The following is a 15,852-nucleotide window of genomic DNA, read 5'->3' as shown; positions in this document are numbered from 1 at the left end:
CAATAAAAAATATATAAAAATGGGAACAAATGGATTGCATAGAGTTTTTAAAATGAAAACACTAATAACTAAAGGGAAGTTATCTGTTGTAACGCTGTTTTTAACTTCTTTAAACACCCCTATTCTTTTCGCAAATCAAAATCAATTTGAACATGACTTTTTTTATGCTGGCGCTAAGTTTGGGTCAATTCGCTATCAACATGGTTGTGAACCATGGGCTATTGGCTGTGATAAGCGTGATACTGCTTTTGCTGGTTTTTTCGGTTATCAATTAAATGATGAGTTGTTTATTGAATCTTCATTAATCGATTTAGGTGAAGTAAATGCCACCTATTTTGAAAGTGGTTTATTTGTACCTTATCAAGGGGAAATGAATGCTTGGGACATAACAGTAGGCTATGACCTAACATTAACTGACAATTTTAAAGCATTTACGAAAATTGGTGTAGTTAATTGGTATGGTAAGAACAGCTCACCTTCATTTGAGATAAAAGATGATGGTTTTGCTGCTACTGCCTCTGTTGGTTTTAAATATGATATTGCAGACAAATGGCAAGCAAGAATAGCCTATCAATATATTGATGACCTTGGTAGCAACAAGCTAGGGAGTAGCAATGGTCATATTGGTTGGCTCGGCATTAGTTACCTATTTAAAAATTCTAAACCGATAAAAGCAGCTGAGCCAGCGCCTGTTATCAAAGAAAAACCACAAGAGCGCATTATTCCTGCTATAACAACGAAAAAAGTTGTGATTAAACCCCAAACGACGACCGTTTTATTTGATTTTGATAGCACTGCGTTTCATAAGCATTCTGATTTTATCAATTTAATTCAGCATTTAAAGCAATACCCCACAACTAGTGTTGAAATAACCGCATACACGGACTCGTTAGGTAGCGAACAATATAACCTCGCTTTATCAGAAAGACGTGCATTGAATGTAAAACAAACACTCATTGAACATGGCATTGAAAAATCCCGTATTTCCATAAACTATCGAGGTGAGTTAGACCCAATAACCAATAATGAAACAAAAGAGAATCGTCGCTTAAATAGACGCGCCACATTAGTCACATCTGAAATAGAAGTTGAAATTGCAGAAGGAACAGCAAATGACTAGGTTTTTTCAAACATTTAGTTTTATTTTTTTTAGTTTTTTACTTTCGGCCTGCGGTGGTGATAACACTGGGTTTCCTAAAAGTAAATGTGGCGGTGATAATCCTTGCCCTTCATATGCAATATCACTTGAAATCAAGCCAACAAACATTATTGCACCTTCAGGTGTTTCAGTACCTTATACGGCTTTAGCTACTTTAGATAATGGAGAAGTAATCGATGTTACAAATTCATCACAGTGGCAAACAGATGATAATCAAGTTGCCTCAATATCATCTAATGGTATTGCATCCACTATTGCTGCTGGAACTACTCAAGTTGTAGCTATTTATAACGACGAAAATGGTTTGAATGTAAGTGCAAGTACCGAACTGACAGTAAATGATAGTGATATTATTGGTCTTACAATAACGCCAATTCAACATCAGACTGTAACCGGTTTGAATGTTTTGTATAAAAGTTTTCTAAAATATAATAATGGCCAACAGTTTGATGTCACCCCCTCAGCTGGATGGTCTTCAGAAAAACCTGAAGTAGCAACAATTGCTGAAATTGACGAAAACCAGTATCAACATGTAACTGCAATATCTCAAGGCAAGTCTTTAATAGAGGCTGCATTTAAAAATCTAACTGCTAAAGCACAGTTAGTTGTATTAGAAAGTAATGCTAAGGCGCTTTTAATTACACCAGTTAATAAATCTCTTCCTGTAGGCACTCAATACCAATATCGTGCAGATTTACTGCTCGAAAATAACCATACCATCGACGTTACATTACTCGCTGAATGGAATATAGCTGACTCCACGATTGGTGAATTTAATAAAACCTTTGTTTTCTCTGCATTACAAGTTGGTACTACAAATCTAACTGCATCACTTTCATATGGTGAACTGACATTATTTGATGAAACCCCTGTAACTGTAACTGATGCAGTACCGGAGAGAATGCTTATCACCCCAGAAAACGGAAAATTCCCACTGGGTAGTCAAGGTCAATATCATGCATATGCACTTTATTCTGACGGCCACGTTGAAGATGTTACTCAGGTTTCTTCATGGCAATTAGCTGATGATATTGGTTCCATTATCCAATCAGGTGAAAATGCCGGATATGCGAAAGCAACTCAAGTAGGAACATCAAAAATAACTGCTGTATTTGGACAATTATCAACATTCACCTCGGCTGAAGTGACGAGTGCTGAGTTAGTTGAACTGTCTTTAGCGCCTCTAAATTATGTAACACCTGCAGGTACCCAAGTAGTTTATCAAGGGTTTGCAAGATTTACTGATGGCTCAACTCAAGACATCACCGCTTTAGGTGCTTGGTCTAGTAGTAATCAGACTGTTGCAAGTATTGGTTTTACTGGTGCCTTATCGGGTATAGCTCATACATTCACCCCTGGCACTTCGACAATTTGTATTGATTATTTAGCAAAGCAGGCGTGTACTTTATTAACCGTTACTGATGCAGCAGCAAACAAATTAGTTATAACACCTAGCAATATTTCAGTCCCCCTCGGAACAAATGGATATTACAGTGCGACTGCATTTTATACTGATGGACATTCCACTGATGTTACAACATTAGCTTCTTGGCAGATAGTGGACACAACAATCGCAACGATTTCAAATACCGCTACAAGTTCAGGCTTTGCAAGTTCACATTCTAAAGGAAAAACGCAGGTAACAGCTCAGTTTGAAGGGTTAAGTGATTCTACATCACTCACAATAACAGATGCTGCTCTTGTTGATTTATATATTACTCCTGCTAATGCTGTGATTGCTAAAGGGACTTCACAATCTTACAACCTTATTGGTAAATTTAGTGATGGCTCGCAAAAAGATCTGACAAAACAAGCAACATGGCAAACGAGTGATAACAACATTGCGTATTTTTCAAGTAACTCAATAGCATTTGGTAATAATGAAGGTGTTGTTACAGTTACGGCAACAGTAGTGGGAAAACAGGCTGTTGCAAACCTAACGGTGACAAGTGCAGAGCTTACCAACATAACTGTTATTCCTAAATTGACTACACTTGCCAATGGACATACTAGCCAATTAACAGCAACTGCGTATTTTACAGATAATTCAACTCTAGATATAACCGAGGATGCTACTTGGTATTCAGAAAACACCTCTATTGCAAGTATTACCGCAAGCGGTATAAAAGCAGGATTAGTAACTGCTAATAATCTTGGTGAGACTGATGTAATTGCGTCTTATAGAGGCTTAACTGATAAAGGGCATGTTAAAGTTAATGACGCAGTACTTGAACAAGTAATTATCTCGCCCAAACAATCAACATTACCAGCAGGATTAACGCTATCATACAGTTTATATGCTGTTTTTTCAGATGGTTCTTCGCTTGATGTTACAAAATCAAGCAGTTGGAATAGTTCAAATGTCAGTGTAGCTTCAGTTAGTAACGCTGGTATTGCAAACACTTATACTCAAGGTATCACTTACATTTCTGCTCAGTATCTAGGTTTCAATGATATAGCCCAACTTAATGTAACTGAGGCCGTACTCACGGACCTTCAAGTTAACCCCAATGATGTAGTTGTGCCAAAAGGAACTACTGGCAGATTTACTGCTACGGCTTTTTATAGTGATGGTCATAGTGAAAATGTAACAAACACAGCATTATGGCAATCCGCAGATAATACAATTGCTTCAATTGAAGTTAATACAGGTGTCGCGATTGCCGATAACGTTGGAAGCACAACAATTTCAGCAGAGTTCCAAGGGTTAACTGCTACAGCAAAAGCTACTGTTACAGATGCTACATTAGAGCAATTAATACTCAGCCCTATTACAAGCAAAATTCCTGCAGGTACTACGCAACAATATTCATTAACCGGTATTTACAGTGACAGCTCTGTTAAAGACCTCACCTTAGATGCAAACTGGAAAAGTAGTGCAACAAGTATCGCGTCAATCAACAACCAAGGTCTTGCATTTGGGTCTTTAGTTGGTGAAACAACCATTACAGCATCAATAGATGGAAATTCAATTGATGCAACGCTAATTGTAACATCAGCAATTATTACCGAATTAATTGTTACTCCAAACTCAACTAGCCTCCCTGTTGGTCATGAGGTCAATCTTCAAGCTGTTGCTTATTTTAGTGATTCAACTGAAAAAAATGTTACGCAGTTGACAACTTGGCTATCTGAATCACCTACCATTACTCATGTAGCAAATGGTGCTAAGGCAGGAAACGTCACCGCTTTATCCAAAGGTGAAGCAATTATCCAAGCTAACTACAACGGATTCCAAGGAATTGCTAAAGTAATAGTAACTGATGCAGTTATCGAAAGAGTTGCAATAACACCGAAACAAACAGAAATCCCGCTTGGATTGACTGTGCAATATAATTTAACTGCCTATTTTTCAGATGGCACTGACGTTGATGTAACAAATAGCGCAAATTGGCTTGTTGGTAATACCTCAATCGCAACTGTAAATTCTGTTGGACTTGTTGATACATTATCTTCAGGAAACACCTCAATAACTGGAAGTTATCAAGGCTTAAGTGACAATGCTAACTTAACTGTTATCAATGCAATTGTTACTGGATTACAAGTAAGTCCTGCCACAGTTACTGTGCCTTTAGGTACAAAAGGACAATATATTGCAACCGCTTTTTACTCTGATGGACACTCTGAAGACGTTACAACGTCATCAATTTGGCAATCAGAAAACGTTAGTATTGCTCAGATTGAAGCAACTGGGAGTAATGCAGGTTTCGCTTCCTCTGTATCTGTTGGTACAACAAAAGTAAACGCTAGTTTTGATGGAATGAGTAACAGTGCTGATGTCATTATTACTGATGCTGAACTTGTTGAAATTAAAATAACCCCCATTCAGGAAACAACATATGTGGGCGGTGAAGTAAACTATACTGCCTTCGGTATTTTTAGTGATGCAACCAGTAAAGACCTAACAACTCAAGTAACTTGGTTTAGTGATAGCGATTCTGTAGCTTCGATTAAAAAAGGGGGTATTGCGTCTGGTATATCAGAGGGTAATGCTGTTATCACTGCAAGCCTCTCGGGTATTACATCCAATGATGCATACCTTAGTGTAGGGCCAGCGATTATTGAAAGACTTGTTGTTTACCCTACCCCACAAGAAACGCCTGCTGGTACAGAAATACAGTTCAAAGCGCACGCTTATTTCAGTGACTCAAGCAACGTTGATGTTACTACATTAGTAACTTGGCAATCTTTAGAACAATCGATTGCTGTTCATAATGGGAATGGTTTATTTGCAACACTAGTTGAAGGTGTAACAACCGTTCAAGCTGATTATCAAGGGCTAACATCTACTGGTGAGCTGATAGTTACAGCCGCAATTATTGAGTCTTTAACTATTTCGCCAGTTAGCGCTGAGCTCAATGTGAGTGAAACAAAACAATTTAAAACATTTGCAAATTTTTCAAATGGTACCAGTTTGGAAGTTACTAACAGTTCGAATTGGCAAATCATAGATACTTCTATTGCTACTGTTTCACCATCAGGTCTAGTTACAGCAAATCAGCAAGGTAGCACCCAAGTACAAGCTGAATATAACGGTGAAATTGTTCTTGCAGATATCACAGTAACAGGCAAAGCAATTGACCGTATATCTGTTACACCATTCTTAAAACAAATTAATGAAGGTGAAACCTTTAACTTTCAAGCACAAGCAATTCACCCTGATGGTTCTTTTACCAATGTTACAACACTTGCTACATGGCAATCGGATAATACAGGTGTTGCTACAGTAATTACCTCTGGTGCAGACGGCGGCCTCGCGACCGGTAATAATGATGGTGTTGCTAGAATTTCTGCCACTTATGCTGGGCTAACGGGTAATGGTCAACTTACTGTGTTAGAACTTCCTCCTCAATTGACAGGCTTACTTGTTGAACCTGCCGACTCTAGTGTTTATATCAACGACACTCGTAAACTTACCGCATATGCAGTTTATGATAATGATGTAACTAACTTAGTAGATGTCACAAATAGCAGTGACTGGACAATTGATGATGGATCACTTGCTTTTATATCAACACCAGGACTTGTAAACGGTACAGCAGTTGGTAAAACCCAAGTTACTGCAACTTATCAAGGGGTTTCAGGCGCAGCGATGATAACGGTGTTAGATGACCCTATCGAATATCTTGAGGTATCACCAAATCATCCAGAAGTACCTGTAGAAACAATTGGTCGTTTTACTGTTATTGCTGCTTACGTTTCTGGAAACATTGAAGATGTAACTGAAAAAGCAACTTGGTCTTCATCCGATGCTTCTGTCGTGTCTATTGTCCCTACAGGTGTTGATGGCGGAAATGCCAGTGCATTAAAAGTAGGTGAATCAGAAATTAAAGCGAGCTTTAAAGGTGCCTTTGATACCACAATGGTAACCGTAACAGGCCCAACATTATCAAATGTTTACATTGATCCTAGTTTATTTTCAGTTCATGTGAGTGCTGACGGTAAGTCTGAAGTTAAAGCTAAGGCTTATGCCGAATTCTCTGATGGCAATACGATTGATGTAACTCTCGATGGGCAATGGCGTATGGCTGATGAATCTATCGCTTCTGTAAATACGCAAGGACCAAATATTTTTGTGGTCGGTGTAAGTGAAGGTAACACTCAACTTCTATTCAATTATTCTGGGATGAGTGATAGTGCAGATGTAGAAGTATATGCATCTGAGCTTAAAGAAATCATTGTCACCCCAGATAATGAAGTGGTACCTGAATCACAAACAATCCAATACAGAGCCAAAGGTGTATATGCTAATGGAACAGAGCTTGATATTACCGATTCAGTTACATGGACTGTTGATGACGAAACAGTTGCTACTGTAAATGCAGCTAATGGTCGCGTGACAACAAAACAGCGTGGCATAACAAATGTTATTGCAAGCGCTAATGGCGTTTCTGGACAAGCTAAATTAACTGTATCGGAGTTTTCACTCTACTTTATGGAAATAGATCCTGATCCAATATCAATGCGCGTTGGTCAATCAAAGCAACTTGCTTGCTATGCGATTTATGCATTAGTTGATGATACTTCAGTACAACAACGTATTAATGTAACTACACAAGCACAATGGGCGCTTGGTTACTCATCAAATATAGTTGAGCTTTCATCCACTGGATTCATAACGGCTAAATCCACTGGAAGTAACCGGGTTAAATGCCAACTTGATAATGGAAACGGTTCATTTACAGTGCATGAAGTTAATTTAACTGTTACAAATTAAGAAATAAAAAACCCGCTAGCCCAGCGGGTTTTTGTTTTAATGTAACTTCATAAATACTCGGGATACAAACTTAATTGCGGAGTGGCTCATTAAGTATTCTAATTATTATATTTTTGAAATGAACGTATTATGAACTGTTCGTATTGAGAACTTTTATAAATACCAAATAGTCCGAGCCCGTTAATAAGCAAGAAAATAAGATACCATGAACTTTAATCAAAAAATTAATGCACGTCGTCAATTTAATGAAACCACAAATGTACGAACAGCTCTAGAAAGTGATCGGGGCAGAATAATCAATAGTGCTGGAATAAGACGATTACAACAAAAGACGCAAGTGTTTCCTTTAGAGCGAAACGCAGCTGTTAGATCTCGCTTAACACACTCTTTAGAAGTGCAGCAAAATGGTCGCTTTATCGTTCATACCATTTTAAATATGTTGCCAAATGAAGTAACAACCGCAAGTGGTTTAAATAACTTAGAAAGAGAATTCGAATCTCTCGTTGAAATGGCGTGTTTAATGCACGATATTGGAAACCCTGCCTTTGGTCACTTTGGTGAATCGGCAATTAATAATTGGTTTGAAAAATATCTAAAGCAGCATGATATTTTTAAAACACATTTCCCTAGTGATGACGAATTAAAAGAGCCACTATCGCTCACCTCATCACTGTTATTTGAACTCACAAATTTTGAGGGTAATGCTCAAGCAATTCGTAATGTTCATACTCTACTTGCGTTAAACTTAACTTACTCTCAGGCTGCTAGCATTTTAAAATACACCCGTTGTGGTACGTTACCAAAGCAGCAGATACCTGAAAGTAACAATTACCTAATGAAAAAAGTAGGTTTTTACTTTAGTGAGTCTGAGTTTATAAACCAAATTTGCGAAGTGCTAAATATAGCACCAGGTAACCGGCATCCAGCAAGTTATATTATGGAGGCAGCTGATGATATTGCCTATTGTTTAGCTGATATCGAAGATGCGGTGGAAAAAGGCCTTATTACTGTTACCTTACTAAAGCAGTTACTAATTGAACAGTATGAAAAAATTATTCATTCTTTTGATATTACTGATACAAAACTAATTAACTTTATGCGTGAAAAATGTGAAAACGCTTATCTTCACGCATCAAAAGAAGACTTCAATTTTGACAACGCTTTTTTTATTCGATTAAGAGTTAACCTGCTTCATCCACTTATTAAACATAGTGCGACACGTTTTTGCGATAATATTGAGGATATATATCATGGTAGTTTCAATGCACCATTGATAGAAGATAACAGTTATCATCATGCAATTACCAAAACCTTAAAAGCAATTGCTATTAAACATGTATTTAGCCATCACGAAGTTGAAAAATTAGAAATACAGGGTCACAAAATAATAACAACCCTACTTAATGAATTTTCGTGTTTATTAAATATGTCACAATCAGAATTCACAAAATTATTAGAGGGTGAATTAGGCTTCACTATTGAATCGCGATTATTAAAACGAATTTCATCTAAATATATAGCGGTTTATAAAAAGTCAGTTTCTCAAATACAAAGTAACCAAACAGATCCCATATTTGAGTTTTATTATCGAGCAAGGTTAATTCAAGACTTTATTGCAAACATGACTGATCAATTTGCCTATGATACTTATCGCTTGTTAACCGTAAGTGATTAACTCAATGAATTACTATTAAGCTTTGCATTTTGCAAAAAACAACTTTCAACAAGTAAAATAAAACATGTAATTCAGCAAGTTAAATAAGGCACGTTGTTTGCTGCTATAAAGAAAAGTTATCTTTTAGAGACCTTATCATGGCGCAATTAAGTATTCTATTTAACACAGAAGAGCTTTCAGCAGACACCTGGTACAACGCAAATATTGAAGATTTTAGACAAAGTATTTGCGTAACACGTCATACAACTAGCACCTTAGACATTTTTATATGGGGTGATATTGCTTATCGTCACCTAGATAGACAGATAACTTCAGAAATTTTAAATAATCGATTTGAGAGTTACTGTGGAAGATCTTGGATAGCAATAAATAATAAATCGCGCATAATTAATTTTGCCACCGATACCTACGGCGCCTTCCCTATTTTATATTACAAAAATAACAACGATATTGTACTTGCAAGTTCACGTACAGCGCTCAATCAATCTTTAAAAAAACCACTTGAACTTAACAAACACTCACTTAAAGAAATCGTTGTGTTAGGCCAATTATTTTCAAGCAATTCAATATTAAAAAATACCACCCACTTTATGGGCAATACGCAAGCGACTTTAACTATTAAAAATTCTGACTTTACACAAAAAAGTAATAAAAATGAGATATTCAACAGCAATCTGAAAACTAAATACAGCGATGCAAAAGAGGCACTCATTGAAGCTGTTCGAATGAGTGTTAACAGCGGCATTAATCCTCTAATATCACTATCAGGTGGGCTTGATTCACGAGCAATACTCGCAGCATGCGATTTACTTAACTTAAAACCAGATGCTTTATGTTATGGGGTTGCTAATAGTACCGACGTTAACTACGCAAAATTACTTGCAAACAGTTGTGGTTTAATACTTCACCACCCAACAAACTTAAAAACAAATATAACAGATTCAGTCATACACCGTGTAAGCAAAGCGAGTATGGGAGAAGTTCCCTTTCATCATGCACACGCATTAATTGATGATAAAATTCTCAATAAAACACTAGGTAGAAGCATTATTACGGGTACGGGGGCTGAGTCTTATCGTGCATTTTATTACGACCGTGGAATGCCTGGATTTAATTTTTTTGACTTATCTTTACTGAACAACTGGTCGACACCCAGAATTAAGCGTTATATACAAGAAGAATTCTTAAAGCAAACACACCCGCTTTTAGCACCGTTGCTTGGACATAAATCTATCGAAGAAAAAATTGAACCTGTTTTCGAACGTTATATAAACCCATTATTACCAGCAACAAAACAAGCGGATATATTTTATTTGACTACACGATGTCAAAGAATGGTTGTTGCAGGTCAACAATTGCTAGATAGCTATTATAATCGTTCGCATCCATTTCTTAATCATGATGTAGTTAAAACCATGCTACATCTTCCGGCAAAACTTAAACTGCACAGCACATTTCATCGTCAATTTATTGCCGACGTATCACCAAAGCTTGCTAATTTACCTTGGGATAAAACACAAAAACCACTTAAAAAAGGGCTTAATTTTTCAGAAAAATATCCAGGTCTTGCAACAAAGATAAAGTTAAATGCAGCTTACGGTAAAGCATCTAAACCTATGTATCTATATGGTTATCATCATCTAAACGCAAATGTATTGGATGATACTTTGCGTCTAATTACAGATAATGACTCAGAATTTTGTACATTAAAGCACCTTGTACAAAAACATAAACTAGAAAATTACTTAATAGGTTTTGGATTGATTTGGTTAAATATGAATAACCCTATTAAGCTCCAAAAAGCAGGTTAATTATTTACTACACTTTTTCACAAACTGAAAAAGTTATGACAAACCTTTTTGAGCTTGTTTTGTTATTATTTGATTTTACTGTTTACCACCCCGACCAAGGTAAGTAATTAAACCCTAAAGGCCCAACTTTTAAGATTCCGAATTACCTCAAGCTTGGGCCTTTTTTATTAACCTTACCAAATTTAATAATTACTATAGTTTCTGTCTGCATGTGTTATAAACCATACACCCGTCTTATTTGATTACCTACTCTTTAATTTAACTCAGTTGCCCCGACTAACTTTTCAATACATTTAGTATGATGTGTTCTTTAACTTAATAATAAGCCAATAAATGGTAAATCAATTAATAAGCCCATTAGGTTTTCATCATTTTTAGGCAGTTTGTATTTAGTAAAAAATGCACGAGATTGATTGGTAGAAAATAAAAGTCCATGGCAGTGGTCACAATGTGCTAAAACAATATTATCAACTACCTTTTGTTTTAAAATCGTTCTGCATTGTGGGCAATTATGTTCCGAGCATATTCCTTTCACGCTAGTTAGTGTCTTTATAAATTGCTCGTAATGAAATGTACCTTGCCCCTTTAACGTAGCGAAATATTTAGTCGGAAGAAATGACATGCCACAATGACAACCATATCCCACCCCGCCGTATCCTTTCCACACTTGTAATGTGTGTTTTTTACATACACAGTTCATTATTAACTCCAATCAATATTTAAGTGGAGTTTATAAATATTCTAACGAATCAGGTAGAAATAATGCTTAAAGGCGATATGACGGGTTTAATGGTAGTCTATGCCCATGTGTCGATGTGCTCATCTTTATCATCTTCCTCATGATTTTCAGAAGATGAATTCTCTTTTTGTTTTTTTAACTCAGAGAGTGTTGCTTCGTTTTTCTTTAAACGAATTTTGGTGGTTTTATTATCGCTTACACCAGCAACAAATAATGTCGATTTATCAACTGGGTGAATAAAATTTATCCGCGGCAAAAAAGGGGTTAAAATATCCATAATCTACTCCACTACTATACCTATTTAACGGCAATTTTTATAAACTCTTTAGTTCCGAACTAGCGTAAGTAAGAGCGATACAATGTGGTATAAAACCAATAATGTAAAAGCCTAACAATTATATGCTTAATTCAAAATGTTTATCACTACATAAAACGTTACACTCAATAAGTCAAAAACCGATTTTTATTTATAAATACCTAGCTTCATTAAAAAATAAAAGCACCCAGCGTAATTTAAAAAGCCCTCAAACCTCCAAACTAGCAAAAACAAGGCTTAGACATAATTTAGAAACAAAAAGCACTTTAAAACACAGTCTTACTTGTATATACAGGCCTATACAAGCTAACTTTAGCCATGCACACACAGTCTATATGTCATTGTTATTTAATATCTTTTATTTTTTGAAATATAGTATTCACATTTTTAATTATGTTTTTTGTTGCAAACCCTGAAAAAACATGTTTTTCTATAAATACGCAAGCCATTTGGCACATGTTTTACATATATAGGTTATAAACGAATGCTTAATACACTGAACACTATTCACCACCATCATACAACGGAGTAGCTTTCAGGTATTTCGCTGGAGGGCTATTCCGAAAATACGTCCTCTGGCTAACAGATTTTTACATAACAGCCCGGGGACATCCTCGGGCTGTTTTTGTTTTAGCCCTAAACAAAACTAAATTATTGAAACAAATTTAATTGGGAATGAGAAAAATGAGTGATAACAACCGTCTTCGTATCGCTATTCAAAAATCAGGGCGTCTTTCTAAAGACTGCCAAGAGTTATTAAAACAACTTGGCGTAAAACTTAATTTAAGAGAACAGCGATTAATTGCCCACGCAACCAATATGCCTATTGATGTATTGCGAGTTCGTGATGATGACATACCAGGACTTGTAATGGACGGTGTCTGTGACTTAGGGATCGTAGGTGAAAACGTGTTAGTTGAAAGCCAAGCTGAACGTAAAGCACAAAACCTAAATGCAAACGTCACTAAGCTAGCTAAACTTGATTTTGGCTATTGCAGATTGGCATTAGCATGGCCTCAAGAATTGGGTCAACAGCCACTTAGTTGGTTTGAAGGCAAAAAAATCGCTACAACTTATCCTGAAATTTTAAAGCAGTTTCTTAAATCACAAGGTATTAATGCATCTACAGTATTATTATCGGGCTCAGTCGAGGTGGCACCTCGTGCTGGTCTTGCTGATGCAATCTGTGACCTTGTATCTACCGGCGCAACTTTAGAAGCAAATGGCCTATTACAAGGCGAAACAATTTTAGAATCAAATGCGTGTTTAATTCAAAACCCAAATATGGATAGCCAACAAAAACAGGCGCTTCTCGAAACATTACTGCCTCGCTTAAAAGCGGTTCGTCAAGCGAAAGAAAGTAAGTACATCATGCTACACGCACCTAAATCGCGTCTTGATGAAATCTGTGAATTGCTTCCAGGTACTGGCAAGCCAACAGTGCTTTCACTCGCTGGTACTGATGATTTAGTAGCGCTGCACATGGTTTCAAGCGAAACATTATTTTGGGAAACAATGGAAGCGCTTAAAGAGAAAGGTGCAAGCTCAATTCTTGTGATGCCAATCGAAAAAATGATGGAGTAATCGGTGGAAACTTGGTCTCAATTATCAAAAGCAGCACAAGGCTTGCTGCTTTCAAGGCCTGCCCAACAAGCGTCAGACCAATTACAGTCTCGTGTTCAATTAATTATTGATAATGTAAAAGCTAATGGTGACACAGCGCTTTTACAATACAATCAAGAATTTGATAATAATTATGCTGATGAACTGATTGTATCAAATACTGAAATACAAAATTCAGAAGCGCTATTGAGCACAGAGCTTAAAGCAGCCATCGATATCGCATTTAAAAATATTACTACATTCCATAAAGCACAGTTACCACAGCGAAAAGTCATAGAAACACAGCCTGGTGTGGTGTGCGAGCTTCGTTACCAAGCAATTAATGCGGTTGGTATTTATGTACCTGGTGGTACTGCACCATTGCCATCATCGGTGTTAATGCAAGGTGCACTGGCAAAATTAAGTGGGGCACAAACAATCGTGCTTGCAACACCAGTAAAGGGTGATGAGCAAATTAACCCAGCCATTCTTTACGCAGCAAAACTCTGCGGTGTAACTACATTAGTAAAGTCTGGTGGTGCTGGTGTAATTGCTGCAATGGCATTTGGAACGCAGTCAGTTCCTAAAGTAAATAAAATTTTTGGCCCTGGTAATAGTTATGTGACTATGGCTAAACAGCTCGTCGCGCAACAAGCCAATGGTGTTGCGATTGATATGCCTGCAGGTCCTTCAGAGGTATTAGTAATCGCAGATAGTGGCGCTAATCCAAGGTTTGTAGCAGCTGATCTGTTATCTCAAGCAGAGCACGGTGAAGACTCGCAAGTGGTTTTACTTAGCGATAGTGAAACATTAATTAATGCAACAAAGATAGAAGTAGAAAAACAGCTTCAAGTGTTATCAAGACGAAATATCGCAGAAAAAGCATTATTAAATTCGCCTTTTATTCTCGTTGAGAACATAGAGCAAGCAATTGAAGTATCAAACCAATATGGCCCAGAGCACCTGATTGTTCAGACGCGTGACGCTAATGATCTTGTTGATAAATTTTACAATGTCGGTTCCATTTTCGTTGGCGATTATACCCCTGAATCAGCAGGTGATTATGCATCGGGCACAAACCATGTTTTGCCTACCTATGGTTACAGTCAAGTGTATTCAGCACTTAATTTAATGGATTTTTTTAGAACTTATACAGTTCAGACTATTTCGCAAAAAGGATTAAGTGAACTTTCGAAAAGTATTTTACCACTGGCAGATGCCGAAGGTTTAGATGCTCACGCTAATGCAGTAAAAATCCGTCTAGAGGAGTTAAGTTAATGAGTGATAATTACACACCTGACTATATTGCTTCATTAACAGCTTATAGCTCAGCTAAAAGCGAAAAGCTTAGTGGTTCGACATGGTTAAATGCAAACGAAAGCCCTTTTACTAATGAGTTTGAATTTAATTTAACAAATCTTAATCGTTACCCTGATCCGCAACCAGAGGCTGTAATATCAGCATATGCGAACTACGCTAATTTAGCGACTAGCAATGTGTTGATGACGCGCGGTGCAGACGAAGGAATTGAACTTCTCGTTAGCACATTTTGCCAAGGCGGTGTTGATGCAATAGCTCAGTTTATTCCTACCTATGGTATGTATAAAGTAACTGCTGAAAGCGCCAATGTTGCGCTTATCAATCTAACGCAAAGTGATTTGCTAGAAGCATCAACGACTGAATTAGTTGAGAAAGCGCTAAATGCCAAACTAGTGTTTATTTGCAATCCAAATAACCCAACTGGCGGCGTTGTTCCACTTAAGCGTATAGACGAAATTGCTAAAGCATTTAAAGATAAAGCAATTGTGGTTGTGGATGAAGCGTATATAGAATTTTGTGATGAGCTTAGTGCGACGCCACTGATCAATTCGCATGAGAATGTTGTCGTGTTACGTACTTTATCAAAAGCGTTTGCACTTGCAGGGCTTCGCACTGGCTTTGTTCTAAGTAATCAAAAACTGATTAATACAATGCGAAAAGTACTTGCGCCCTATCCTGTTTCAACTGTTGTTGCATCTATTGCAGAACAAGCACTCTCACCTTGCAATATTAATAGTATGAAACGTCAAGTTACGATTTTAAATAACAATCGTGAAACGCTGATAAGTAAACTTAAACACTGTAGCAAAGTAGTAAAGATACTTCCTAGTTTTGCTAACTTTGTCACCATCAAATTAAGTGATAAGTGTTATATCACTAAAGCGATGGCAAGCGGTTTAATTATGCGCCCCTTTACACTTTATGGGGAAGATGACTGGTTACGTATTAGTATCGGTTCAGAACAAGAACTTAATGTTGTATTCAATTGGCTAATGGAAATAAACGGATAATTT

At 36.9% G+C, this 15,852-nt stretch carries 9 protein-coding genes; 7 read left to right on the top strand and 2 right to left on the bottom strand.

The genetic code is table 11. From position 1 onward, the window contains the following. Positions 1-52: 52 nt before the first annotated feature. From AAEU29_RS13040 to AAEU29_RS13025, 4 genes are all read left to right on the top strand, one after another. Positions 53-1,120 carry an OmpA family protein gene (locus AAEU29_RS13040; RefSeq protein WP_421973755.1) on the top strand — a complete coding sequence of 356 codons (1,068 nt, stop codon included), beginning with the start codon at positions 53-55 and terminating at the stop codon, positions 1,118-1,120. Beyond that, the gene (locus tag AAEU29_RS13035) at positions 1,113-7,376 is read left to right on the top strand and encodes a beta strand repeat-containing protein (RefSeq protein WP_421973754.1); all 6,264 of its coding nucleotides are present in this window, start codon (positions 1,113-1,115) and stop codon (positions 7,374-7,376) included. The genes AAEU29_RS13040 and AAEU29_RS13035 overlap by 8 nt, the downstream gene beginning before the upstream one ends. Positions 7,377-7,581: 205 nt before the next feature. Beyond that, positions 7,582-9,051 carry a dGTPase gene (gene dgt / locus AAEU29_RS13030; protein ID WP_421973753.1) on the top strand — a complete coding sequence of 490 codons (1,470 nt, stop codon included), beginning with the start codon at positions 7,582-7,584 and terminating at the stop codon, positions 9,049-9,051. Between the two features lie 137 nt (positions 9,052-9,188). Continuing rightward, positions 9,189-10,862: a hypothetical protein gene (locus AAEU29_RS13025; protein WP_421973752.1), complete on the top strand. Its 1,674-nt coding sequence runs from the start codon at positions 9,189-9,191 to the stop codon at positions 10,860-10,862. A gap of 310 nt (positions 10,863-11,172) precedes the next feature. On the opposite strand, the gene AAEU29_RS13020 is transcribed toward AAEU29_RS13025, so the two are convergent. Together AAEU29_RS13020 and AAEU29_RS13015 are read right to left on the bottom strand one after the other, a co-directional pair. Then, positions 11,173-11,562, bottom strand: a complete 390-nt coding sequence (locus AAEU29_RS13020; RefSeq protein WP_421973751.1) for a hypothetical protein — start codon at positions 11,560-11,562, stop codon at positions 11,173-11,175. Positions 11,563-11,659: 97 nt separating this feature from the next. Beyond that, complete coding sequence (locus AAEU29_RS13015) at positions 11,660-11,878, bottom strand: hypothetical protein (RefSeq protein ID WP_421973750.1); 219 nt, start codon at positions 11,876-11,878, stop codon at positions 11,660-11,662. 723 nt (positions 11,879-12,601) lie between these two features. Here AAEU29_RS13015 and hisG point away from each other — a divergent pair. From hisG to hisC, 3 genes are read left to right on the top strand one after another with little or no spacing between them, the layout of a single operon-like run. Further along, positions 12,602-13,501 (top strand): ATP phosphoribosyltransferase, encoded by a 900-nt coding sequence (gene hisG / locus AAEU29_RS13010; RefSeq protein ID WP_421973749.1) that lies wholly within the window; start codon positions 12,602-12,604, stop codon positions 13,499-13,501. A gap of 3 nt (positions 13,502-13,504) precedes the next feature. Further along, entirely contained in the window at positions 13,505-14,797 is a 1,293-nt protein-coding gene (gene hisD, locus AAEU29_RS13005) for a histidinol dehydrogenase (protein WP_421973748.1), read from the top strand. Then, positions 14,797-15,849 carry a histidinol-phosphate transaminase gene (gene hisC, locus AAEU29_RS13000; RefSeq protein WP_421973747.1) on the top strand — a complete coding sequence of 351 codons (1,053 nt, stop codon included), beginning with the start codon at positions 14,797-14,799 and terminating at the stop codon, positions 15,847-15,849. The genes hisD and hisC overlap by 1 nt, the downstream gene beginning before the upstream one ends. Positions 15,850-15,852 lie beyond the last annotated feature (3 nt).

Source organism: Pseudoalteromonas aquimarina (genome assembly GCF_049257255.1).
Taxonomy (GTDB): Bacteria; Pseudomonadota; Gammaproteobacteria; order Enterobacterales; family Alteromonadaceae; genus Pseudoalteromonas.
Note: the sequence above shows the minus strand (reverse complement) of the source record. Positions and strands in the feature narration are given on the sequence as shown.

What these genes read in the sequence shown, in the direction of transcription:
- dgt (WP_421973753.1), top strand. Translation starts at nt 7,582, where the DNA reads ATGAACTTTAATCAAAAAATTAATGCACGTCGTCAATTTAATGAAACC.
- AAEU29_RS13035 (WP_421973754.1), top strand. Translation starts at nt 1,113, where the DNA reads ATGACTAGGTTTTTTCAAACATTTAGTTTTATTTTTTTTAGTTTTTTA.
- AAEU29_RS13015 (WP_421973750.1), bottom strand. Translation starts at nt 11,878, where the DNA reads ATGGATATTTTAACCCCTTTTTTGCCGCGGATAAATTTTATTCACCCA.
- hisC (WP_421973747.1), top strand. Translation starts at nt 14,797, where the DNA reads ATGAGTGATAATTACACACCTGACTATATTGCTTCATTAACAGCTTAT.
- AAEU29_RS13020 (WP_421973751.1), bottom strand. Translation starts at nt 11,562, where the DNA reads ATGAACTGTGTATGTAAAAAACACACATTACAAGTGTGGAAAGGATAC.
- hisG (WP_421973749.1), top strand. Translation starts at nt 12,602, where the DNA reads ATGAGTGATAACAACCGTCTTCGTATCGCTATTCAAAAATCAGGGCGT.
- AAEU29_RS13025 (WP_421973752.1), top strand. Translation starts at nt 9,189, where the DNA reads ATGGCGCAATTAAGTATTCTATTTAACACAGAAGAGCTTTCAGCAGAC.
- AAEU29_RS13040 (WP_421973755.1), top strand. Translation starts at nt 53, where the DNA reads ATGAAAACACTAATAACTAAAGGGAAGTTATCTGTTGTAACGCTGTTT.